This window comes from Pseudomonas sp. GW821-FHT09E04 (assembly GCF_059416185.1).
Map to the genome: position 1 here is coordinate 293,420 of NZ_JBWKOR010000007.1, position 20,136 is coordinate 313,555.

At 55.1% G+C, this 20,136-nt stretch carries 29 protein-coding genes; all 29 read right to left on the reverse strand.

Annotated features, from left to right (window positions below; translation table 11 throughout):
• Positions 1 to 3: 3 nt before the first annotated feature.
• Positions 4 to 360, reverse strand: coding sequence for a 30S ribosomal protein S13 (gene rpsM, locus AC07N4_RS25350; protein WP_009045849.1), 357 nt, complete (start codon positions 358 to 360; stop codon positions 4 to 6).
• A gap of 130 nt (positions 361 to 490) precedes the next feature.
• Complete coding sequence (gene rpmJ / locus AC07N4_RS25355; RefSeq protein WP_002555468.1) at positions 491 to 607, reverse strand: 50S ribosomal protein L36; 117 nt, start codon at positions 605 to 607, stop codon at positions 491 to 493.
• Between the two features lie 27 nt (positions 608 to 634).
• Positions 635 to 1,963 (reverse strand): preprotein translocase subunit SecY, encoded by a 1,329-nt coding sequence (secY, locus tag AC07N4_RS25360; protein WP_003228718.1) that lies wholly within the window; start codon positions 1,961 to 1,963, stop codon positions 635 to 637.
• Positions 1,964 to 2,401 carry a 50S ribosomal protein L15 gene (gene rplO, locus AC07N4_RS25365; protein ID WP_003228720.1) on the reverse strand — a complete coding sequence of 146 codons (438 nt, stop codon included), beginning with the start codon at positions 2,399 to 2,401 and terminating at the stop codon, positions 1,964 to 1,966.
• A gap of 3 nt (positions 2,402 to 2,404) precedes the next feature.
• Positions 2,405 to 2,581, reverse strand: a complete 177-nt coding sequence (rpmD, locus tag AC07N4_RS25370; RefSeq protein ID WP_003176408.1) for a 50S ribosomal protein L30 — start codon at positions 2,579 to 2,581, stop codon at positions 2,405 to 2,407.
• Positions 2,582 to 2,583: 2 nt separating this feature from the next.
• Positions 2,584 to 3,084 (reverse strand): 30S ribosomal protein S5, encoded by a 501-nt coding sequence (gene rpsE / locus AC07N4_RS25375; protein WP_007955637.1) that lies wholly within the window; start codon positions 3,082 to 3,084, stop codon positions 2,584 to 2,586.
• 3 nt (positions 3,085 to 3,087) lie between these two features.
• The gene (rplR, locus tag AC07N4_RS25380) at positions 3,088 to 3,438 is read right to left on the reverse strand and encodes a 50S ribosomal protein L18 (RefSeq protein WP_003186037.1); all 351 of its coding nucleotides are present in this window, start codon (positions 3,436 to 3,438) and stop codon (positions 3,088 to 3,090) included.
• Positions 3,439 to 3,448: 10 nt separating this feature from the next.
• Entirely contained in the window at positions 3,449 to 3,982 is a 534-nt protein-coding gene (gene rplF / locus AC07N4_RS25385; RefSeq protein ID WP_025129400.1) for a 50S ribosomal protein L6, read from the reverse strand.
• Positions 3,983 to 3,994: 12 nt separating this feature from the next.
• On the reverse strand, positions 3,995 to 4,387 hold the full coding sequence (gene rpsH / locus AC07N4_RS25390; RefSeq protein ID WP_003228724.1) for a 30S ribosomal protein S8: 393 nt from the start codon (positions 4,385 to 4,387) through the stop codon (positions 3,995 to 3,997).
• Positions 4,388 to 4,596: 209 nt separating this feature from the next.
• Positions 4,597 to 4,902 carry a 30S ribosomal protein S14 gene (gene rpsN / locus AC07N4_RS25395; protein ID WP_003228726.1) on the reverse strand — a complete coding sequence of 102 codons (306 nt, stop codon included), beginning with the start codon at positions 4,900 to 4,902 and terminating at the stop codon, positions 4,597 to 4,599.
• A gap of 13 nt (positions 4,903 to 4,915) precedes the next feature.
• The gene (gene rplE / locus AC07N4_RS25400) at positions 4,916 to 5,455 is read right to left on the reverse strand and encodes a 50S ribosomal protein L5 (protein WP_003210069.1); all 540 of its coding nucleotides are present in this window, start codon (positions 5,453 to 5,455) and stop codon (positions 4,916 to 4,918) included.
• Between the two features lie 20 nt (positions 5,456 to 5,475).
• Positions 5,476 to 5,790 carry a 50S ribosomal protein L24 gene (gene rplX / locus AC07N4_RS25405; protein WP_003186046.1) on the reverse strand — a complete coding sequence of 105 codons (315 nt, stop codon included), beginning with the start codon at positions 5,788 to 5,790 and terminating at the stop codon, positions 5,476 to 5,478.
• 11 nt (positions 5,791 to 5,801) lie between these two features.
• Positions 5,802 to 6,170, reverse strand: coding sequence for a 50S ribosomal protein L14 (rplN, locus tag AC07N4_RS25410; protein ID WP_002555479.1), 369 nt, complete (start codon positions 6,168 to 6,170; stop codon positions 5,802 to 5,804).
• A gap of 23 nt (positions 6,171 to 6,193) precedes the next feature.
• A complete protein-coding gene (rpsQ, locus tag AC07N4_RS25415; protein WP_003194644.1) occupies positions 6,194 to 6,460 on the reverse strand; it encodes a 30S ribosomal protein S17 in 267 nt (88 codons plus the stop codon).
• Positions 6,461 to 6,462: 2 nt separating this feature from the next.
• Entirely contained in the window at positions 6,463 to 6,654 is a 192-nt protein-coding gene (gene rpmC / locus AC07N4_RS25420) for a 50S ribosomal protein L29 (protein WP_002555481.1), read from the reverse strand.
• Positions 6,654 to 7,067 carry a 50S ribosomal protein L16 gene (rplP, locus tag AC07N4_RS25425; protein ID WP_003228729.1) on the reverse strand — a complete coding sequence of 138 codons (414 nt, stop codon included), beginning with the start codon at positions 7,065 to 7,067 and terminating at the stop codon, positions 6,654 to 6,656. Before rplP ends, rpmC begins: the two co-directional genes overlap by 1 nt.
• 12 nt (positions 7,068 to 7,079) lie before the next feature.
• On the reverse strand, positions 7,080 to 7,766 hold the full coding sequence (rpsC, locus tag AC07N4_RS25430; RefSeq protein WP_003176422.1) for a 30S ribosomal protein S3: 687 nt from the start codon (positions 7,764 to 7,766) through the stop codon (positions 7,080 to 7,082).
• Between the two features lie 13 nt (positions 7,767 to 7,779).
• Positions 7,780 to 8,112: a 50S ribosomal protein L22 gene (rplV, locus tag AC07N4_RS25435; RefSeq protein WP_003103908.1), complete on the reverse strand. Its 333-nt coding sequence runs from the start codon at positions 8,110 to 8,112 to the stop codon at positions 7,780 to 7,782.
• Positions 8,113 to 8,123: 11 nt separating this feature from the next.
• Positions 8,124 to 8,399, reverse strand: coding sequence for a 30S ribosomal protein S19 (gene rpsS, locus AC07N4_RS25440; RefSeq protein ID WP_011336172.1), 276 nt, complete (start codon positions 8,397 to 8,399; stop codon positions 8,124 to 8,126).
• Positions 8,400 to 8,415: 16 nt separating this feature from the next.
• Positions 8,416 to 9,240 carry a 50S ribosomal protein L2 gene (rplB, locus tag AC07N4_RS25445; RefSeq protein WP_003186055.1) on the reverse strand — a complete coding sequence of 275 codons (825 nt, stop codon included), beginning with the start codon at positions 9,238 to 9,240 and terminating at the stop codon, positions 8,416 to 8,418.
• 14 nt (positions 9,241 to 9,254) lie between these two features.
• On the reverse strand, positions 9,255 to 9,554 hold the full coding sequence (rplW, locus tag AC07N4_RS25450; protein WP_002555488.1) for a 50S ribosomal protein L23: 300 nt from the start codon (positions 9,552 to 9,554) through the stop codon (positions 9,255 to 9,257).
• On the reverse strand, positions 9,551 to 10,153 hold the full coding sequence (rplD, locus tag AC07N4_RS25455; protein ID WP_003228735.1) for a 50S ribosomal protein L4: 603 nt from the start codon (positions 10,151 to 10,153) through the stop codon (positions 9,551 to 9,553). The genes rplW and rplD overlap by 4 nt, the downstream gene beginning before the upstream one ends.
• Before the next feature lie 12 nt (positions 10,154 to 10,165).
• On the reverse strand, positions 10,166 to 10,801 hold the full coding sequence (gene rplC / locus AC07N4_RS25460; RefSeq protein ID WP_007955641.1) for a 50S ribosomal protein L3: 636 nt from the start codon (positions 10,799 to 10,801) through the stop codon (positions 10,166 to 10,168).
• A gap of 80 nt (positions 10,802 to 10,881) precedes the next feature.
• Entirely contained in the window at positions 10,882 to 11,193 is a 312-nt protein-coding gene (rpsJ, locus tag AC07N4_RS25465) for a 30S ribosomal protein S10 (protein ID WP_003186070.1), read from the reverse strand.
• Between the two features lie 157 nt (positions 11,194 to 11,350).
• Positions 11,351 to 12,544, reverse strand: a complete 1,194-nt coding sequence (gene tuf / locus AC07N4_RS25470) for an elongation factor Tu (RefSeq protein WP_024014521.1) — start codon at positions 12,542 to 12,544, stop codon at positions 11,351 to 11,353.
• A gap of 31 nt (positions 12,545 to 12,575) precedes the next feature.
• Entirely contained in the window at positions 12,576 to 14,681 is a 2,106-nt protein-coding gene (gene fusA, locus AC07N4_RS25475; RefSeq protein ID WP_096823079.1) for an elongation factor G, read from the reverse strand.
• A gap of 30 nt (positions 14,682 to 14,711) precedes the next feature.
• Positions 14,712 to 15,185, reverse strand: coding sequence for a 30S ribosomal protein S7 (rpsG, locus tag AC07N4_RS25480; RefSeq protein ID WP_007916467.1), 474 nt, complete (start codon positions 15,183 to 15,185; stop codon positions 14,712 to 14,714).
• Between the two features lie 108 nt (positions 15,186 to 15,293).
• Positions 15,294 to 15,665 carry a 30S ribosomal protein S12 gene (gene rpsL, locus AC07N4_RS25485; RefSeq protein WP_003186084.1) on the reverse strand — a complete coding sequence of 124 codons (372 nt, stop codon included), beginning with the start codon at positions 15,663 to 15,665 and terminating at the stop codon, positions 15,294 to 15,296.
• Between the two features lie 215 nt (positions 15,666 to 15,880).
• On the reverse strand, positions 15,881 to 20,080 hold the full coding sequence (gene rpoC, locus AC07N4_RS25490) for a DNA-directed RNA polymerase subunit beta' (protein ID WP_096823078.1): 4,200 nt from the start codon (positions 20,078 to 20,080) through the stop codon (positions 15,881 to 15,883).
• Positions 20,081 to 20,136 lie beyond the last annotated feature (56 nt).

Genomic DNA, 20,136 nt, shown 5'->3' on the forward strand with positions numbered 1-20,136 from the left:
CGATTACTTGCGGATCGGCTTACGCGGACCTTTACGGGTACGCGCGTTGGTCTTGGTACGCTGACCGCGTACTGGCAGACCACGACGATGACGCAGACCGCGATAGCAACCGAGGTCCATCAAGCGCTTGATTTTCATGTTGATTTCGCGACGCAGGTCACCTTCAGTGGTGAACTTCGCCACTTCGCCACGCAGCTGTTCAATCTGCTCGTCGCTCAGATCCTTGATCTTTGCGGCTGGGTTTACCCCAGTCTCTGCACAAATCTTCTGTGCAGTAGTGCGACCAACACCATAGATGTAGGTCAGCGAGATAACAGTATGCTTGTTATCTGGAATGTTAACGCCTGCAATACGGGCCATTCAGTGGGACTCCAATTGACAGCTACCTACGCCCCGGAAGCCAAGAAATAGGGCGCGAGATAATATCGCTGTAATAACAAATAATCAACCCGGCAGCGCACTAGCTGCCGGGCTTGAAGCACAATCACACTCAGCCTTGGCGCTGTTTGTGACGCGGTTCCGCGCTGCAAATTACTCGAACAACACCTTCGCGGCGAATAATCTTGCAGTTACGGCACAGCTTTTTCACCGATGCACGAACTTTCATCACCAACTCCTCGAACCTTATGGGTACTCAGCGCAACATGCCGCTGCCGTAACCCTTCAGGTTGGCTTTCTTCATCAGGGATTCGTACTGGTGCGAAACGAGGTGCGATTGTACTTGGGACATGAAGTCCATCACAACCACGACCACGATCAGCAACGAGGTCCCGCCAAGGTAGAACGGAACGTTTGCTGCAACCACCAGGAACTGGGGCAACAGGCACACGGCCGTCATGTAAAGAGCACCGAACATGGTCAAGCGAGTCAGAACGCCATCAATGTAGCGCGCGGACTGCTCACCTGGACGGATGCCCGGAATAAAGGCACCGGACTTCTTCAGGTTTTCCGCTACGTCTTTCGGATTGAACATCAACGCCGTATAGAAGAAGCAGAAGAAAATAATCCCTGCACTAAACAGCAGAATATTCAACGGCTGACCAGGAGCGATCGACTGCGAGATGTCCTGCAACCAGCCCATACCTTCAGACTGACCGAACCAGGCACCCAGCGAAGCCGGGAACAGCAAAATGCTGCTCGCGAAAATAGCCGGAATAACACCGGCCATGTTCACCTTCAGCGGCAAGTGGCTAGTCTGCGCAGCGAAAACCTTGCGGCCTTGCTGACGCTTGGCGTAGTGAACGGCGATACGACGCTGACCACGCTCAATGAACACCACGAAACCGATAATCGCTACTGCCAGCAAACCGATGGCAACCAAGGCGAAGATGTTGATATCACCCTGACGCGCAGACTCGAAAGACTGCCCGATTGCTCTCGGAAGACCGGCGACGATACCCGAAAAAATCAACATCGAGATACCGTTGCCTACACCACGCTCAGTAATCTGCTCACCCAGCCACATCATGAACATCGCACCAGCCACAAAAGTGGATACCGCGACGAAATGGAAGCCAAAGTCACCAGTGAACGCAACGCCCTGCCCCGCCAGACCAATGGACATGCCAATGGCCTGGACGAGAGCGAGGACGACGGTGCCGTAGCGGGTGTACTGGCTGATCTTGCGACGGCCAGCTTCACCTTCCTTCTTCAACTGCTCCAGCTGCGGGCTGACGGCTGTCATCAGTTGCATGATGATCGATGCCGAAATGTACGGCATGATCCCCAGTGCAAAAATGCTCATCCGCTCCAGCGCGCCGCCGGAAAACATGTTGAACAAGCTAAGAATGGTCCCCTCATTCTGTCGAAACAGGTCCGCGAGTCGGTCCGGGTTGATACCTGGAACCGGGATGTGTGCGCCTATTCGGTAGACGATAATCGCCAGGAACAGAAAACGCAGACGAGCCCAGAGTTCAGACATACCGCCTTTGCCGAGCGCAGAGAGAGCACCTTGCTTAGCCATTTATTCCTCGAACTTGCCGCCAGCTGCTTCGATAGCCGCACGCGCACCTTTGGTGGCGCCGATTCCCTTGCCGATAGTGACAGCGCGAGTCACTTCACCGGACAGCATGATTTTCACACGCTGTACGTTGACGTTGATCACGTTGGCATCTTTCAGGGACTGCACGGTGACGATGTCGCCTTCCACTTTAGCCAGCTCGGACAGACGCACTTCTGCGCGGTCCATGGCCTTCAGGGAAACGAAACCGAACTTCGGCAGGCGACGATGCAGCGGCTGTTGACCGCCTTCAAAGCCTGGAGCAATAGTGCCACCGGAGCGGGAGGTCTGACCTTTGTGACCACGGCCACCAGTCTTACCCAAACCACTACCGATACCACGGCCCGGACGATGCTTTTCGCGACGGGAACCCGGCGCTGGACTCAGATCATTGAGTTTCATCGATTAACCCTCGACACGCAGCATGTAGTAAGCCTTGTTGATCATCCCGCGATTCTCGGGAGTATCCTGGACTTCTACAGTGTGACCGATGCGACGCAGACCCAGACCCTTAACGCACAGTTTGTGGTTAGGGATGCGGCCGGTCATGCTTTTGATCAGCGTAACTTTAACGGTAGCCATGATTACTTGATCTCCTCAACACGCAGGCCACGCTTGGCTGCGATGGACTCAGGAGACTGCATAGCCTTCAGACCCTTGAAAGTGGCGTGAACCACGTTTACAGGGTTAGTCGAGCCATAGCACTTGGCCAGAACGTTCTGAACGCCAGCAACTTCGAGGACAGCACGCATAGCGCCGCCAGCGATGATACCGGTACCTTCAGAAGCAGGCTGCATGTACACCTTCGAAGCGCCGTGAGCGGACTTCATTGCGTACTGCAGAGTGGTGCCGTTCAGATCAACCTGGATCATGTTGCGGCGAGCAGCTTCCATTGCCTTCTGGATCGCAGCAGGCACTTCACGCGACTTGCCACGGCCGAAGCCAACACGCCCTTTACCATCACCAACCACGGTCAACGCGGTGAAAGTGAAGATACGGCCGCCTTTAACGGTTTTGGCTACGCGGTTAACTTGAACCAGCTTCTCAATGTAGCCTTCGTCGCGCTTTTGGTCGTTATTTGACATAACTTAGAACTCCAGCCCAGCTTCACGAGCAGCATCAGCCAGCGCTTTAACGCGGCCGTGGTACTTGAAGCCAGAGCGGTCGAAAGCCACCTGCGAGACGCCAGCGGCCTTAGCACGCGTAGCGACCAGCTGGCCAACCTTAGTGGCCGCGTCGATGTTGCCAGTGGCGCCATCACGCAGTTCTTTATCCAAAGTCGAGGCGCTTGCCAGGACTTTGTTGCCGTCGGCCGAAATGACCTGGGCGTAGATGTGCTGCGACGAGCGGAACACGCAGAGACGCACGACTTCGAGTTCGTGCATTTTCAGGCGTGCTTTGCGAGCGCGACGCAGTCGAGTAACTTTTTTGTCGGTCATTTGCTATGCCCTACTTCTTCTTGGCTTCTTTACGACGGACGACTTCGTCCGCGTAGCGCACACCTTTGCCTTTGTACGGCTCTGGTGGACGGAAGTCGCGGATCTCGGCGGCCACTTGACCTACCAGCTGCTTGTCGATGCCCTTGATCAGGATATCGGTCTGGCTAGGGGTCTCAGCGGTGATGCCTTCCGGCAGTTCATAATCCACTGGGTGCGAGAAGCCAAGAGCCAGGTTCAGCACTGTGCCTTTTGCTTGCGCTTTGTAACCAACACCGACCAGCTGGAGCTTGCGCTCGAAGCCTTGGCTTACGCCCTGGACCATGTTGTTAACCAACGCACGAGTGGTACCGGCCATTGCGCGAGTTTGTTGATCGCCATTGCGAGCAGCAAAACGCAGCTCACCGGCTTCTTCAACGATCTCAACGGACGAATGGACGTTCAGTTCGAGAGTGCCCTTGGCACCCTTCACCGAAAGCTGTTGGCCTGCGAATTTGACTTCGACACCGGCTGGCAGCTTAACGGGGTTCTTAGCGACGCGAGACATGCTTATCCCCCCTTAGAACACAGTGCAAAGAACTTCGCCGCCGACACCGGCAGCGCGCGCAGCACGATCAGTCATCACACCTTTGTTGGTGGAGACGATAGACACACCGAGACCGCCACGTACTTTTGGCAGATCTTCGACGGACTTGTACTGACGCAGGCCTGGACGGCTAACGCGCTTGACTTCTTCGATGACCGGACGGCCTTCGAAATATTTCAGCTCGATAGACAGCAGTGGTTTTGTTTCGCTGCTGATCTGATAACCCGCGATGTAACCTTCGTCCTTCAGGACTTTAGCTACAGCCACCTTCAACGTGGAAGAAGGCATGCTTACGACGGACTTTTCAGCCATCTGGGCATTACGGATTCGAGTTAGCATGTCCGCTAACGGGTCCTGCATACTCATGGGCTAGACGCTCCTAATACAGAAAAATTAGCCTTGCGGCTACTACTTGTCGCCGAGAAATTCCGGGCATAAAAAACACGGGCTCAGGCGAGCCGGTCATTCTAGACATACCCCAGAAATGAATCAAGCCCCAAAAGGGGCTTGATTCATGTTCAAGGCCACCGATGGTCAGGTTCTTGCGAACCCGACCATCGAGACTTTGACAGCAATTACCAGCTGGCTTTAACCAGACCTGGAACGTCACCACGCATTGCAGCTTCACGCAGCTTGTTACGGCCCAGGCCGAACTTGCGGTAAACGCCGTGCGGACGACCAGTCAGGCGGCAGCGGTTACGCATGCGCGAAGCGCTTGCATCACGTGGCTGCTTCTGCAGAGCTACGGTAGCTTCCCAACGCGCTTCTGGACTTGCGTTCAGATCAACGATGATAGCTTTCAGCGCTGCACGCTTGGTGGCGTACTTGGCAACGGTGAGCTGACGCTTCAGCTCACGGTTCTTCATGCTCTTCTTGGCCATTTTCCTACTCCAATCAGTTGCGGAACGGGAATTTGAAAGCACGCAACAGAGCGCGGCCTTCATCATCGTTCTTGGCAGTGGTGGTCAGGGTAATGTCCAGACCGCGGAGAGCATCGATCTTGTCGTAGTCGATTTCCGGGAAAATGATCTGCTCTTTCACGCCCATGCTGTAGTTGCCACGACCATCGAAGGACTTGGCATTCAGGCCGCGGAAGTCGCGAACCCGAGGCAGGGAGATCGACAGCAGACGATCCAGGAACTCGTACATACGCTCACGGCGCAGGGTCACTTTGACGCCGATCGGCCAACCTTCACGGACTTTAAAGCCAGCGATGGATTTGCGAGCGTAGGTCACAACGACTTTCTGGCCGGTGATCTTTTCCAGGTCAGCAACAGCGTGCTCGATGACTTTTTTGTCGCCGATCGCTTCGCCCAGACCCATGTTCAGGGTGATTTTGGTAACGCGCGGAACTTCCATCACGTTCGAAAGCTTAAGTTCTTCCTTAAGTTTCGGAGCGATTTCCTTCCGGTAAATCTCTTTTAGTCGTGCCATGGTCTTCTACCTAGCAGTGTTCAAGCATCAACCGCTTTTTGGGTCGACTTGAAGACACGAATTTTTTTACCGTCTTCTACTTTGAAACCAACGCGGTCAGCCTTGTTGGTTTCGCCGTTGAAGATGGCGACGTTAGAAGCGTGCAGTGGCGCTTCTTTCTCGACGATACCGCCCTGTACGCCCGACATCGGGTTAGGCTTGGTATGACGCTTGACCAGGTTCAGACCACCAACAACCAGACGGTTGTCAGCAAGAACCTTCAGCACCTTACCGCGCTTACCTTTGTCTTTGCCGGCGATCACGATGATCTCGTCGTCACGACGAATCTTTTGCATGTCGGATCTCCTTACAGCACTTCTGGGGCGAGCGAGACGATCTTCATGAACTTCTCAGTACGAAGTTCACGGGTCACTGGCCCAAAGATACGGGTGCCGATCGGCTCTTGCTTGTTGTTCAGAAGAACAGCAGCGTTGCCATCAAAGCGGATAATGGAGCCATCAGCACGACGTACGCCGTGACGAGTGCGGACTACAACAGCAGTCATCACTTGGCCTTTTTTCACCTTACCGCGAGGAATTGCTTCCTTCACGGTAACTTTGATGATGTCACCGATACCAGCGTAACGACGATGGGAGCCACCCAGCACCTTGATGCACATAACGCGGCGAGCGCCGCTGTTATCGGCCACATCGAGCATGGATTGAGTCTGAATCATATAATTTCTCCGACCCCTAGCCCTTAGACTTCCACAGCGCGTTCGAGAACATCAACCAGCGCCCAAGACTTGGTCTTGGCCATCGGACGAGTTTCACGAATAGTGACTTTGTCGCCGATGTGGCACTGATTGGTTTCGTCGTGCGCGTGCAGCTTAGTCGAACGCTTAACGTATTTACCGTAGATCGGGTGCTTAACGCGACGCTCGATCAGAACGGTGATGGTTTTGTCCATCTTGTCGCTGACAACACGGCCAGTCAGCGTACGGACAGTTTTTTCGGCTTCAGCCATGATCACTTACCTGCCTGCTGGTTGAGCACAGTCTTCACGCGAGCGATGTCACGCTTAACTTGCGAGAGCAGATGAGACTGCCCCAACTGGCCAGTTGCTTTCTGCATGCGCAGATTGAACTGGTCGCGCAGCAAGCCGAGCAGTTGCTCGTTCAGCTGCTGTGCGGATTTTTCACGAAGTTCATTCGCTTTCATCACATCACCGTCCGTTTAACAAAGGAGGTGGCGAGCGGCAGCTTTGCAGCAGCCAGGGCGAAAGCCTCACGCGCCAGCTCTTCAGAAACACCCTCGATTTCATACAGGACTTTGCCTGGCTGAATCTGGGCAACCCAGTACTCCACGTTACCCTTACCTTTACCCATACGAACCTCGAGAGGCTTCTTGGAGATCGGCTTGTCCGGGAATACACGGATCCAGATCTTGCCGCCACGTTTTACGTGACGGGTCAGAGCACGACGCGCTGACTCGATCTGACGAGCGGTGAGACGACCACGAGCTACAGACTTCAGCGCGAACTCGCCGAAGCTGACTTTGCTACCGCGCAGTGCCAGACCACGGTTGTGGCCGGTCATCTGCTTGCGGAACTTCGTACGCTTTGGTTGCAACATTTGGCGTACCCCTTACTTAGCAGCTTTTTTACGAGGCGCTGGTGCTTGTGGTTTCAGTTCTTCTTGGCGACCACCAATTACTTCGCCCTTGAAGATCCAAACCTTTACACCGATCACACCGTAAGTGGTGTGAGCTTCGTAGTTGGCATAGTCGATGTCGGCACGCAGGGTGTGCAGTGGCACACGACCTTCGCGATACCATTCAGTACGTGCGATTTCAGCACCGCCGAGACGACCGCTCACTTGGATTTTGATGCCTTTGGCACCAATGCGCATGGCGTTCTGTACAGCACGCTTCATAGCGCGACGGAACATTACGCGACGCTCCAGCTGCTGAGCTACGCTCTGCGCAACCAGCATACCGTCGAGCTCCGGCTTGCGGATCTCTTCGATATTGATGTGCACAGGCACACCCATTTGCTTGGTCAGGTCCTGACGCAGTTTCTCAACATCTTCACCTTTCTTCCCGATAACGATACCTGGACGAGCGGTGTGGATGGTGATGCGTGCAGTTTGGGCCGGACGATGGATATCGATACGGCTTACGGACGCGCTTTTTAGTTTGTCTTGGAGGTATTCACGCACCTTCAGATCAGCGAACAAGTAGTCCGCATAAGTCCGACCGTCTGCGTACCAGACGGAGGTGTGCTCCTTGACGATTCCCAGGCGAATGCCAATGGGATGTACTTTCTGACCCATCTCTTCGACTCCGTTACTTGTCAGCAACCTTGACAGTGATATGGCAAGACCGCTTGACGATGCGATCAGCACGGCCTTTGGCACGTGGCATGATGCGCTTCAGCGAACGCCCTTCGTTGACGAAAACGGTGCTGACCTTCAGGTCATCAACGTCTGCGCCTTCGTTATGCTCGGCGTTGGCTACGGCCGACTCCAGCACTTTTTTCATGATCTCGGCGGCTTTCTTACTGCTGAAAGCCAACAGGTTGAGCGCTTCGCCCACCTTCTTCCCGCGGATCTGGTCGGCGACCAAGCGGGCTTTCTGGGCGGAGATTCGAGCGCCCGACAACTTAGCGGCTACTTCCATTTCCTTACCCCTTAACGCTTGGCTTTCTTGTCTGCCACGTGCCCGCGATAGTTGCGGGTACCGGCGAACTCGCCCAGTTTGTGGCCGACCATGTCTTCGTTAACGAGAACTGGGACGTGCTGACGACCGTTGTGTACTGCGATGGTCAGACCGACCATTTGTGGCAGGATCATCGAACGACGCGACCAAGTCTTAATTGGTTTGCGATCGTTCTTTTCCGCCGCCACTTCGATCTTCTTCAGTAGGTGAAGATCAATAAAAGGACCTTTTTTCAGAGAACGTGGCACTGTCGTATCCCTCTATTTACTTGCGACGACGGACGATCATTTTGTCGGTACGCTTATTACCACGAGTCTTCGCGCCCTTAGTCGGGAAGCCCCATGGCGATACCGGATGACGACCACCAGAGGTACGACCTTCACCACCACCATGTGGGTGGTCAACCGGGTTCATGGCAACACCACGAACGGTTGGGCGAACGCCACGCCAGCGCTTGGCACCAGCTTTACCCAGCGAACGCAGGCTGTGCTCGGAGTTCGAGACTTCGCCCAGGGTCGCACGGCATTCAGCCAGTACTTTACGCATTTCACCGGAACGCAGACGCAGGGTCACGTAAACGCCTTCACGAGCGATCAGCTGAGCCGAAGCACCAGCGGAACGAGCGATTTGTGCGCCTTTACCTGGCTTCAGTTCGATGCCGTGTACGGTGCTACCAACTGGAATGTTGCGCAGTTGCAGAGCGTTGCCCGGCTTGATCGGTGCCAGAGCACCTGCGATCAGCTGGTCGCCAGCGCTCACGCCTTTAGGGGCGATGATGTAGCGACGCTCGCCATCTGCGTACAGCAGCAGAGCGATGTGAGCAGTACGGTTTGGATCGTATTCGATACGCTCGACAGTGGCAGCGATGCCATCTTTGTCGTTGCGACGGAAGTCGACCAGACGATAATGCTGCTTATGACCACCACCGATGTGACGAGTGGTAATACGGCCATTGTTGTTACGACCACCAGACTTCGATTTTTTCTCGAGCAGCGGTGCGTGAGGAGCGCCTTTATGCAGCTCCTGGTTGACCACCTTGACCACAAAACGGCGGCCAGGGGAAGTCGGTTTGCATTTAACGATTGCCATGATGCACCCCTTCCTTACTCAGCACTGCTGCTGAAATCGAGATCTTGGCCTGGCTGAAGGGAGATAACTGCCTTCTTCCAGTCATTACGCTTGCCCAGACCGCGAGCGGTGCGCTTGCTCTTACCCAGAACGTTCAGGGTAGTAACACGCTCAACTTTCACGCTGAACAGGCTTTCGACGGCCTTCTTGATTTCCAGCTTGGTTGCGTCAGTAGCAACCTTGAAAACGAACTGGCCTTTCTTGTCTGCCAGAACCGTAGCCTTCTCGGAAACGTGCGGGCCAAGCAGAACTTTAAATACGCGTTCCTGGTTCATCCCAGCAGCTCCTCGAATTTCTTCACGGCCGACACGGTGATCAACACCTTGTCGTATGCGATCAGACTAACTGGATCGGAACCTTGCACGTCACGTACATCTACGTGTGGCAGGTTGCGAGCAGCCAGGTACAGGTTCTGATCAACAGCGTCCGACACGATCAGAACGTCGGTCAGGCTCATGTTGTTCAGTTTGCCCAGCAGGTCTTTGGTTTTCGGAGTTTCAACTGCGAAATCCTGAACCACAACCAGACGATCAGTACGCACCAGCTCAGCAAGGATGGAACGCATTGCTGCGCGGTACATCTTCTTGTTCAGCTTCTGGGAGTGATCTTGTGGACGAGCTGCGAAAGTGGTACCGCCGCCGCGCCAGATTGGGCTACGGATAGTACCGGCACGAGCACGGCCAGTACCTTTCTGACGCCATGGGCGCTTACCGCCACCACGAACGTCGGAACGGGTCTTTTGCTGCTTGCTACCTTGACGGCCGCCGGCCATGTAGGCCACGACTGCTTGGTGAACCAGCGTCTCGTTGAACTCGCCGCCAAATGTCAGTTCGGAAACTTCGATCGCTTGAGCGTCATTTACATTTAATTGCATGTCAGCTTCCCCTTAACCGCGAGCCTTGGCTGCTGGACGTACAACCAGGTTGCCGCCAGTAGCGCCAGGAACAGCACCCTTGACCAACAACAGATTGCGTTCAGCGTCCACGCGCACTACTTCCAGGGACTGCACGGTCACGCGCTCAGCGCCCATATGACCGGACATTTTTTTGCCCTTGAATACACGACCAGGAGTCTGGCACTGGCCGATAGAGCCTGGGACGCGGTGGGATACGGAGTTACCGTGGGTGTTATCTTGCCCGCGGAAATTCCAACGCTTGATCGTACCCTGGAAGCCTTTACCTTTGGACTGACCGGTTACATCAACCAGTTGACCAGCGGCGAAGATTTCAGCGTTGATCAGATCGCCGGCCTGGTACTCGCCTTCTTCAAGGCGGAATTCCATTACGGTACGACCAGCGGCAACGTTCGCTTTAGCGAAGTGGCCAGCCTGAGCAGCTGTTACACGGGAAGCACGACGCTCGCCGACAGTGACTTGCACTGCACGATAGCCATCGGTTTCTTCAGTTTTGAACTGGGTGACGCGATTCGGCTCGATCTCAATGACCGTGACCGGAATGGAGACACCTTCTTCGGTGAAAATACGGGTCATACCCGCTTTACGACCGACTACACCAATAGTCATGTTGTAAACCTCATGAGTGTACGGGGCTTTCACCCGCTATGGCCGCCCATTTCAGAGCGTTACACGACTAAGACCGAGTCTTAGCCGAGGCTGATCTGCACTTCCACACCGGCCGCAAGATCAAGCTTCATAAGTGCATCAACGGTTTTATCCGTTGGCTGGACGATGTCCAGAACGCGCTTATGAGTGCGGATTTCGTACTGGTCACGCGCGTCTTTGTTGACGTGCGGGGAAACCAGAACGGTAAACCGCTCTTTACGGGTAGGCAGTGGAATTGGACCACGCACTTGAGCACCAGTACGTTTCGCGGTTTCCACGATTTCCTGGGTTGATTGGTCGATCAGGCGATGGTCAAAAGCCTTCAACCTGATACGGATTTGCTGATTTTGCATTGGATTTCAGACTCCGGCTGCTATTCCCACCGGGCGCAATACGCCCGTTAAAAGGAGGCGCAATTCTATAGACGCCCCAGATAGGTGTCAACCCAATAAAAAAGCCCCCGCTAAGCGGGGGCTTTTTCAACTCATCAAAGCTATCTCAAAAAAGAGATTACTCGATGATTTTGGCTACGACGCCAGCGCCGACGGTACGACCGCCTTCACGGATAGCGAAACGCAGACCGTCTTCCATCGCGATGGTTTTGATCAGGGTAACAGTCATCTGAATGTTGTCACCTGGCATTACCATTTCAACGCCTTCTGGCAGCTCGCAGTTACCAGTCACGTCAGTAGTACGGAAGTAGAACTGTGGACGGTAGCCTTTGAAGAACGGAGTGTGACGACCGCCTTCTTCCTTGCTCAGAACGTAAACTTCTGCGGTGAACTTGGTGTGCGGCTTAACCGAACCCGGCTTAACCAGAACCTGACCACGCTCAACGTCGTCACGCTTGGTGCCACGCAGCAGAACGCCGCAGTTCTCGCCAGCACGACCTTCGTCCAGCAGCTTGCGGAACATCTCAACACCGGTGCAGGTGGTGGTGGTGGTGTCACGCAGACCAACGATTTCCAGAGCATCTTGAACGCGAACGATACCGCGCTCGATACGACCAGTCACAACAGTACCGCGACCCGAGATCGAGAATACGTCTTCGATTGGCATCAGGAATGGCTTGTCGATCATACGAACTGGCTCAGGGATGTAGGTATCCAGAGTCTCAACCAGTTTACGAACGGCAGTGGTGCCCATTTCGTTGTCGTCTTTGCCTTCCAGCGCCATACGAGCCGAACCGATGATGATCGGAGTGTCGTCGCCTGGGAAGTCGTAGGTCGACAGCAGGTCGCGAACCTCCATCTCAACCAGTTCCAGCAGCTCAGCGTCGTCTACCAGGTCAGCCTTGTTCAGGAAAACCACGATGTACGGAACGCCTACCTGACGGGACAGCAGGATGTGCTCACGGGTTTGTGGCATCGGACCATCAGCGGCCGAGCAAACCAGGATCGCGCCGTCCATCTGGGCAGCACCGGTGATCATGTTCTTCACGTAGTCAGCGTGACCTGGGCAGTCAACGTGAGCGTAGTGACGAATAGTCGAGTTGTACTCAACGTGCGCGGTGTTGATGGTGATACCACGAGCTTTTTCTTCTGGAGCGCTGTCGATCTTGTCGAATTCAACTACGGCCGAACCGAAAACTTCGGAGCAGACGCGAGTCAGAGCAGCGGTCAGAGTGGTTTTACCGTGGTCAACGTGACCGATGGTGCCAACGTTTACGTGCGGTAGGGAACGATCAAATTTTTCTTTAGCCACGACAATTAACTCCTAGCCTAAAGGGGCTGAATCAGCCTTGTTTTTTGGTAACGGATTCGACGATGTGCGACGGAGCCGTATCGTATTTTTTGAATTCCATAGAGTAGCTTGCGCGACCCTGAGACATGGAACGGACGTCGGTCGCATAACCGAACATCTCACCCAGTGGAACCTCGGCACGGATAACCTTGCCGGACACTGTGTCTTCCATACCCTGGATCATGCCGCGACGACGGTTAAGGTCGCCCATCACATCACCCATATAGTCTTCAGGCGTAACAACCTCTACCGCCATGATCGGCTCAAGCAGCTCACCACCGCCCTTCTGGGCCAGTTGCTTGGTCGCCATGGAAGCAGCCACTTTAAACGCCATCTCGTTGGAGTCGACGTCGTGGTAAGAACCATCGAACACGGTAGCCTTCAGGCCGATCAGCGGATAGCCGGCAACAACGCCGTTCTTCATCTGCTCTTCGATACCCTTCTGGATAGCCGGGATGTATTCCTTAGGAACCACACCACCTACTACTTCGTTCACGAATTGCAGACCTTCCTGACCTTCGTCAGCAGGAGCAAAACGGATCCAGCAGTGACCGAACTGACCACGACCACCGGATTGACGAACGAACTTGCCTTCGATTTCGCAGTTCTTCGTGATGCGCTCACGGTACGAAACTTGAGGCTTGCCGATGTTGGCTTCGACGTTGAACTCACGGCGCATCCGGTCAACCAGGATGTCCAGGTGCAGCTCGCCCATGCCGGAGATGATCGTTTGACCAGTCTCTTCATCAGTTTTAACGCGGAAAGACGGGTCTTCCTGAGCAAGCTTGCCCAGAGCGATACCCATTTTTTCCTGGTCATCCTTGGTCTTAGGCTCTACGGCAACCGAAATAACCGGCTCCGGGAAGTCCATGCGAACCAGGATGATTGGCTTGTCAGCGTTGCAGAGGGTTTCACCAGTGGTGACGTCCTTCATGCCGATCAGGGCCGCGATGTCGCCAGCGCGTACTTCCTTGATCTCTTCACGGGCGTTTGCGTGCATTTGCACCATACGACCCACGCGCTCTTTCTTGCCTTTAACCGAGTTGATCACGCCGTCGCCGGAGTTCAACACGCCCGAGTAAACGCGGACGAAGGTCAAGGTACCCACGAATGGGTCGGTAGCGATCTTGAACGCCAAGGCCGCGAACGGCTCGTCGTCGCTTGCGTGACGCTCCATTTCCTCTTCCTCGTTATCAGGGTTGGAACCCTTGATAGCAGGAATGTCGGTCGGAGCAGGCAGGAAGTCGATAACGGCGTCGAGAACCAGGGGAACACCCTTGTTCTTGAAGGAAGAACCGCAAACAGCCAGAACGATTTCGCCGGCGATAGTACGTGCACGCAGAGCAGCCTTGATCTCTTCGATCGACAGCTCTTCGCCTTCCAGGTACTTGTTCATCAGGTCTTCGTTGGCTTCGGCAGCAGCCTCAACCATGTTGTTGCGCCACTCAGCAGCCAGCTCAGCCATGTCCGCAGGAATTTCCTTGCGAACCGGAACCATACCCTTGTCAGAGTCGTTCCAGTAAACGGCTTGCATGTTGATCAGGTCGATCTGGCCCTGGAAGTTGTCTTCCGAACCGATAGCCAGCTGGATCGGCACCGGAGTGTGACCCAGACGCTGCTTGATCTGACCGATCACGCGCAGGAAGTTAGCACCAGCACGGTCCATCTTGTTTACGTAAACAAGACGTGGAACGCCGTATTTGTTGGCCTGACGCCATACGGTTTCCGACTGAGGCTCAACACCCGAAGTACCGCAGAACACAACGACAGCGCCGTCGAGTACGCGCAGGGAACGCTCTACTTCAATGGTGAAGTCTACGTGGCCCGGGGTATCGATTACGTTGAAGCGATGCTCGTGAGCGTACTGCTTCTCGGAACCTTTCCAGAAGGCGGTAATGGCAGCAGAAGTAATGGTAATACCACGCTCCTGCTCCTGAACCATCCAGTCTGTGGTCGCGGCGCCGTCATGCACCTCGCCCATTTTGTGACTTTTGCCAGTGTAAAAAAGGACGCGCTCGGTGGTGGTGGTTTTACCAGCATCCACGTGAGCGACGATACCGATGTTACGGTAGCGACTAATCGGAGTAGTACGAGCCATAAAGCCCTCGCAAAATTAGTGAAGCTAAAATTAGAAGCGGTAGTGCGAGAAAGCTTTGTTAGCTTCGGCCATACGGTGCACGTCTTCACGCTTCTTAACAGCAGCACCTTTACCTTCAGCAGCATCCAGCAGCTCGCCAGCCAAGCGCAGAGCCATAGACTTCTCGCCGCGCTTACGGGCGAAGTCTACCAACCAGCGCATTGCCAGAGCGTTACGACGGGACGGACGAACTTCGACCGGAACCTGGTAAGTAGCACCACCAACGCGGCGCGACTTCACTTCGACCAGCGGAGCGATGGCGTCGAGTGCTTTTTCGAAGAGTTCCAGGGGATCGGTGCCAGCCTTACGGGTCGCAACGGTTTCCAGGGCACCATAAACGATACGCTCGGCAACGGCTTTCTTGCCGCTTTCCATAACGTGGTTCATGAATTTGGCGAGGATTTGGCTTCCGTATTTCGGATCGTCCAGAATCTCACGCTTTGCTGCTACGCGACGTCTTGGCATTGATAAGCCCTCAAACGGTCTTCAGGTTAGCTCGGGACAGATCCAGAGGATGCGCGCCCGACCTTACTCTTATCGACTCAATAAAATGAAAATCTGCAAAACGGCCGATTACTTCGGACGCTTGGTACCGTACTTCGAACGACCTTGGTTACGACCTTTAACACCGGAAGTATCCAGGGAGCCGCGAACGGTGTGGTAACGAACACCTGGCAAGTCTTTTACACGACCGCCGCGGATCAGTACCACGCTGTGCTCTTGCAGGTTGTGGCCTTCACCACCGATGTACGAGGAAACCTCGAAACCGTTGGTCAGACGCACACGGCATACTTTACGCAGTGCCGAGTTAGGTTTTTTCGGCGTAGTGGTGTACACACGGGTGCACACGCCACGACGTTGCGGGCAGTTCTGCAGCGCAGGTACGTCGGATTTCTCGACGATACGCTTACGCGGCTGACGTACCAGCTGGTTGATAGTTGCCATCTACTAGCTCCACTGTTGTCTTGCGACGCTATTGTCTTGCAAGAAAAGCAAAATGGCAGGAACGAATTCCCGCCAAATTTAGGGGATCAAGAGTCTAAAGAGGATCTTGTCCCCAGTCAAGGCAAGGCCCCGACCTCCCCGCTCGTCGAACCTCGACAAATTGTCTCGATTCGATGAACGGTTCGATCAGGGCCTTAGCTCATTTTTCGCAGAACTCAGTTACCGCTCGAGTTCAGCGCTTCGGTCAGTGCAGCTTCCACTTCACTGGCGCTTACGCGCAACGGTTTGTCTGCATCACGGCGACGTTTACGCTCGCTGTGATAAGCCAGACCGGTACCAGCCGGGATCAGACGACCCACGACCACGTTTTCTTTCAGGCCGCGCAGGTAATCGCGCTTGCCGGTTACGGCCGCTTCGGTCAGTACGCGGGTGGTTTCCTGGAAGGAAGCCGCGGAGATGAACGATTCGGTCGACAACGACGCCTTGGTGATACCCAGCAGAACGCGGGTGAACTTGGAGACAAATTTGTCTTCCGCGTTCAGACGCTCGTTCTCTACCAGTACGTGAGTCAGTTCCATCTGGTCGCCCTTGATGAAGCTGGAATCGCCGGACTCGGAGATCTCAACTTTACGCAGCATCTGACGCAGGATGGTCTCGATGTGCTTGTCGTTGATCTTCACGCCTTGCAGACGGTAAACGTCCTGGATCTCGTTAACGATGTACTTGGCCAGCGCGCTCACACCCAGCAGACGCAGGATGTCGTGCGGATCACTCGGGCCGTCGGAGATAACTTCGCCGCGGTTTACCTGTTCGCCTTCGAACACGTTCAGGTGACGCCACTTCGGAATCAGCTCTTCATACGGATCGCTACCGTCGTTCGGAGTGATGACCAGACGGCGCTTGCCCTTGGTCTCTTTACCGAACGCGATGGTGCCGCTGACTTCAGCCAGAATCGACGCTTCTTTCGGACGACGGGCTTCGAACAGGTCGGCAACACGCGGCAGACCACCGGTGATGTCACGGGTTTTCGAAGTTTCTTGCGGGATACGAGCGATAACGTCACCGATCGCAATCTTCGCACCGTCCGCAACACCGACCAGGGCGTTGGCTGGCAGGAAGTACTGAGCGATAACGTCAGTGCCTGGCAGCAACAGATCCTTGCCGTTGTCATCGACCATCTTCACCGCAGGACGGATGTCCTTGCCGGCAGCCGGACGGTCTTTGGCATCGAGTACTTCAATGTTGGTCATACCGGTCAATTCGTCAGTCTGACGCTTGATCGTGATGCCTTCTTCCATGCCCACGTAGGTCACGGTACCTTTCATTTCGGTAACGATCGGGTGAGTGTGCGGATCCCACTTGGCCACGATTGCGCCAGCGTCGACCTTGTCACCTTCTTTAACCGAAATCACGGCACCGTACGGCAGCTTGTAACGCTCGCGCTCACGACCGAAGTCATCAGCGATTGCCAGCTCACCGGAACGGGACACAGCAACCAGGTTGCCATCCACACGCTCAACGTGTTTCAGGTTGTGCAGACGGACGGTACCGCCATTCTTCACCTGAACGCTGTCGGCTGCGGAAGTACGGCTTGCCGCACCACCGATGTGGAACGTACGCATCGTCAGCTGGGTACCCGGCTCACCGATGGACTGGGCAGCGATAACGCCGACCGCTTCACCGATGTTCACCTGGTGACCACGAGCCAGGTCGCGGCCGTAGCACTTGGCGCAAATGCCATAGCGGGTTTCGCAACTGATCGGCGAACGCACGATCACTTCGTCGATGCTGTTCAGCTCGATGAACTCGACCCACTTCTCGTCTACCAGGGTGCCAGCAGGAACGATGACGTCCTCGGTACCCGGCTTGAATACGTCACGGGCGATAACACGACCCAATACGCGCTCACCCAACGGCTCTACAACGTCACCGCCTTCAATGTGCGGAGTCATCAGCAGACCGTGTTCGGTGCCGCAATCGATCTCGGTTACAACCAGATCCTGCGCAACGTCTACCAGACGACGAGTCAGGTAACCGGAGTTCGCAGTTTTCAACGCGGTATCCGCCAGACCTTTACGAGCACCGTGAGTGGAGATGAAGTACTGAAGTACGCTCAAACCTTCACGGAAGTTCGCAGTAATCGGCGTTTCAATGATGGAACCGTCCGGCTTGGCCATCAGACCACGCATACCGGCCAGCTGACGGATCTGTGCTGCGGAACCCCGCGCACCCGAGTCAGCCATCATGTACATCGAGTTGAACGACTCTTGATCGACTTCGACGCCGTGACGGTCGATGACTTTCTCTTTCGAGAGGTTGGCCATCATCGCCTTGGAGACTTCGTCGTTCGCTTTCGACCAAAGGTCGATCACTTTGTTGTACTTCTCGCCCTGGGTTACCAGGCCGGAGGCGTACTGGCTCTCGATCTCTTTCACTTCGTCGGTGGCTGCACCGATGATGCGGGCTTTTTCATCCGGGATAACGAAGTCGTTAACACCGATGGAAACGCCGGAGATGGTCGAGTAGGCAAAACCGGTGTACATCAACTGGTCAGCGAAGATCACGGTCTCTTTCAGACCAACCACGCGGTAGCACTGGTTGATCAGCTTGGAGATCGCCTTTTTCTTCATCGGCAGGTTGACGACGTCGAACGACAGACCTTTTGGTACAACCTGGAACAGCAGCGCACGGCCGACAGTGGTGTCGACGATACGGGTACCGCTCACGCTGTTGCCGTCACGATCGTTCACGGTTTCGTTGATACGAACCTTGATCTTGGCGTGCAGTGCGGCTTCGCCGGCACGGAACACACGGTCAACTTCCTGCAGATCCGCGAACACACGACCTTCGCCCTTGGCGTTGATCGCTTCACGAGTCATGTAGTACAGACCCAATACAACGTCCTGCGACGGAACGATGATTGGCTCACCGTTGGCTGGCGACAGAATGTTGTTGGTCGACATCATCAACGCACGCGCTTCGAGCTGGGCTTCCAGCGTCAGCGGTACGTGCACGGCCATTTGGTCGCCGTCGAAGTCGGCGTTGTACGCGGCGCAGACCAGCGGGTGCAGCTGGATAGCCTTACCTTCGATCAGTACCGGTTCAAACGCCTGGATACCCAGACGGTGAAGGGTCGGTGCACGGTTGAGAAGAACCGGGTGTTCGCGAATCACTTCAGCGAGAACGTCCCAAACTTCCGGCAGCTCGCGCTCGACCATTTTCTTGGCCGCTTTGATGGTGGTCGCCAGACCACGCATTTCCAGCTTGCCGAAAATGAACGGCTTGAACAGCTCGAGAGCCATCTTCTTCGGCAGACCGCACTGATGCAGACGCAGGGTCGGGCCTACGGTAATTACCGAACGACCGGAGTAGTCAACACGCTTACCGAGCAAGTTCTGACGGAAACGACCTTGCTTACCCTTGATCATGTCAGCCAGGGATTTCAGAGGACGCTTGTTGGAACCGGTGATAGCGCGGCCACGACGACCGTTGTCGAGCAGTGCGTCGACAGCTTCCTGCAACATACGCTTTTCGTTGCGCACGATGATGTCCGGAGCGGACAGATCCAGCAGGCGCTTCAAACGGTTGTTACGGTTGATCACTCGACGATACAGATCGTTGAGGTCGGAAGTCGCGAAACGACCGCCATCCAGCGGGACCAGTGGACGCAGATCTGGCGGCAGAACCGGCAGAACGGTCAGCACCATCCACTCTGGCAGGTTGCCGGAACCCTGGAAGGCTTCCATCAACTTCAGACGCTTGGACAGCTTCTTGATCTTGGTTTCGGAGTTGGTTTGCGGAATCTCTTCACGCAGACGGCCGATCTCGTGTTCCAGGTCGATAGCGTGCAGCAGTTCACGGACAGCTTCAGCACCCATGCGGGCGTCAAAGTCATCACCGAACTCTTCCAGCGCTTCGAAGTACTGCTCATCGTTCAGCAGCTGACCTTTTTCAAGAGTGGTCATGCCCGGATCGATAACGACATAGCTCTCGAAGTAGAGAACGCGTTCGATATCACGCAGGGTCATGTCCATCAGCAGGCCGATACGGGACGGCAGCGATTTCAGGAACCAGATGTGGGCAACCGGCGAAGCCAGCTCGATGTGCGCCATGCGCTCACGACGAACCTTGGCCAGTGCAACTTCAACGCCGCACTTCTCGCAGATCACACCACGATGCTTCAAGCGCTTGTACTTACCGCACAGGCACTCGTAATCCTTTACCGGGCCAAAGATCTTGGCGCAGAACAGACCGTCACGCTCGGGTTTGAACGTACGGTAGTTGATGGTTTCCGGCTTTTTAACTTCACCGAACGACCACGAGCGGATCATCTCAGGCGAGGCCAATCCGATACGGATGGCGTCGAACTCTTCGACTTGACCCTGGTTTTTCAGCAAATTCAGTAGGTCTTTCAAGGCCTTTCCTCCTGGCGGAGCAGAGAGCGGGCAATCCTGCCCCGCTCTCGATCGCG

Bases quoted from the DNA above. Each gene is read 5' to 3' on its own strand.
- rpsM (WP_009045849.1), bottom strand. From the start codon at position 360: ATGGCCCGTATTGCAGGCGTTAACATTCCAGATAACAAGCATACTGTT.
- rpmJ (WP_002555468.1), bottom strand. From the start codon at position 607: ATGAAAGTTCGTGCATCGGTGAAAAAGCTGTGCCGTAACTGCAAGATT.
- secY (WP_003228718.1), bottom strand. From the start codon at position 1,963: ATGGCTAAGCAAGGTGCTCTCTCTGCGCTCGGCAAAGGCGGTATGTCT.
- rplO (WP_003228720.1), bottom strand. From the start codon at position 2,401: ATGAAACTCAATGATCTGAGTCCAGCGCCGGGTTCCCGTCGCGAAAAG.
- rpmD (WP_003176408.1), bottom strand. From the start codon at position 2,581: ATGGCTACCGTTAAAGTTACGCTGATCAAAAGCATGACCGGCCGCATC.
- rpsE (WP_007955637.1), bottom strand. From the start codon at position 3,084: ATGTCAAATAACGACCAAAAGCGCGACGAAGGCTACATTGAGAAGCTG.
- rplR (WP_003186037.1), bottom strand. From the start codon at position 3,438: ATGACCGACAAAAAAGTTACTCGACTGCGTCGCGCTCGCAAAGCACGC.
- rplF (WP_025129400.1), bottom strand. From the start codon at position 3,982: ATGTCTCGCGTCGCTAAGAACCCCGTTAAGCTGCCAGCCGGTGTCGAA.
- rpsH (WP_003228724.1), bottom strand. From the start codon at position 4,387: ATGAGTATGCAGGACCCGTTAGCGGACATGCTAACTCGAATCCGTAAT.
- rpsN (WP_003228726.1), bottom strand. From the start codon at position 4,902: ATGGCCAAGAAGAGCATGAAGAACCGTGAGCTGAAGCGTCAGCTCACC.
- rplE (WP_003210069.1), bottom strand. From the start codon at position 5,455: ATGGCACGACTAAAAGAGATTTACCGGAAGGAAATCGCTCCGAAACTT.
- rplX (WP_003186046.1), bottom strand. From the start codon at position 5,790: ATGCAAAAGATTCGTCGTGACGACGAGATCATCGTGATCGCCGGCAAA.
- rplN (WP_002555479.1), bottom strand. From the start codon at position 6,170: ATGATTCAGACTCAATCCATGCTCGATGTGGCCGATAACAGCGGCGCT.
- rpsQ (WP_003194644.1), bottom strand. From the start codon at position 6,460: ATGGCTGAAGCCGAAAAAACTGTCCGTACGCTGACTGGCCGTGTTGTC.
- rpmC (WP_002555481.1), bottom strand. From the start codon at position 6,654: ATGAAAGCGAATGAACTTCGTGAAAAATCCGCACAGCAGCTGAACGAG.
- rplP (WP_003228729.1), bottom strand. From the start codon at position 7,067: ATGTTGCAACCAAAGCGTACGAAGTTCCGCAAGCAGATGACCGGCCAC.
- rpsC (WP_003176422.1), bottom strand. From the start codon at position 7,766: ATGGGTCAGAAAGTACATCCCATTGGCATTCGCCTGGGAATCGTCAAG.
- rplV (WP_003103908.1), bottom strand. From the start codon at position 8,112: ATGGAAGTAGCCGCTAAGTTGTCGGGCGCTCGAATCTCCGCCCAGAAA.
- rplB (WP_003186055.1), bottom strand. From the start codon at position 9,240: ATGGCAATCGTTAAATGCAAACCGACTTCCCCTGGCCGCCGTTTTGTG.
- rplW (WP_002555488.1), bottom strand. From the start codon at position 9,554: ATGAACCAGGAACGCGTATTTAAAGTTCTGCTTGGCCCGCACGTTTCC.
- rplD (WP_003228735.1), bottom strand. From the start codon at position 10,153: ATGCAATTAAATGTAAATGACGCTCAAGCGATCGAAGTTTCCGAACTG.
- rplC (WP_007955641.1), bottom strand. From the start codon at position 10,801: ATGACTATTGGTGTAGTCGGTCGTAAAGCGGGTATGACCCGTATTTTC.
- rpsJ (WP_003186070.1), bottom strand. From the start codon at position 11,193: ATGCAAAATCAGCAAATCCGTATCAGGTTGAAGGCTTTTGACCATCGC.
- fusA (WP_096823079.1), bottom strand. From the start codon at position 14,681: ATGGCTCGTACTACTCCGATTAGTCGCTACCGTAACATCGGTATCGTC.
- rpsG (WP_007916467.1), bottom strand. From the start codon at position 15,185: ATGCCAAGACGTCGCGTAGCAGCAAAGCGTGAGATTCTGGACGATCCG.
- rpsL (WP_003186084.1), bottom strand. From the start codon at position 15,665: ATGGCAACTATCAACCAGCTGGTACGTCAGCCGCGTAAGCGTATCGTC.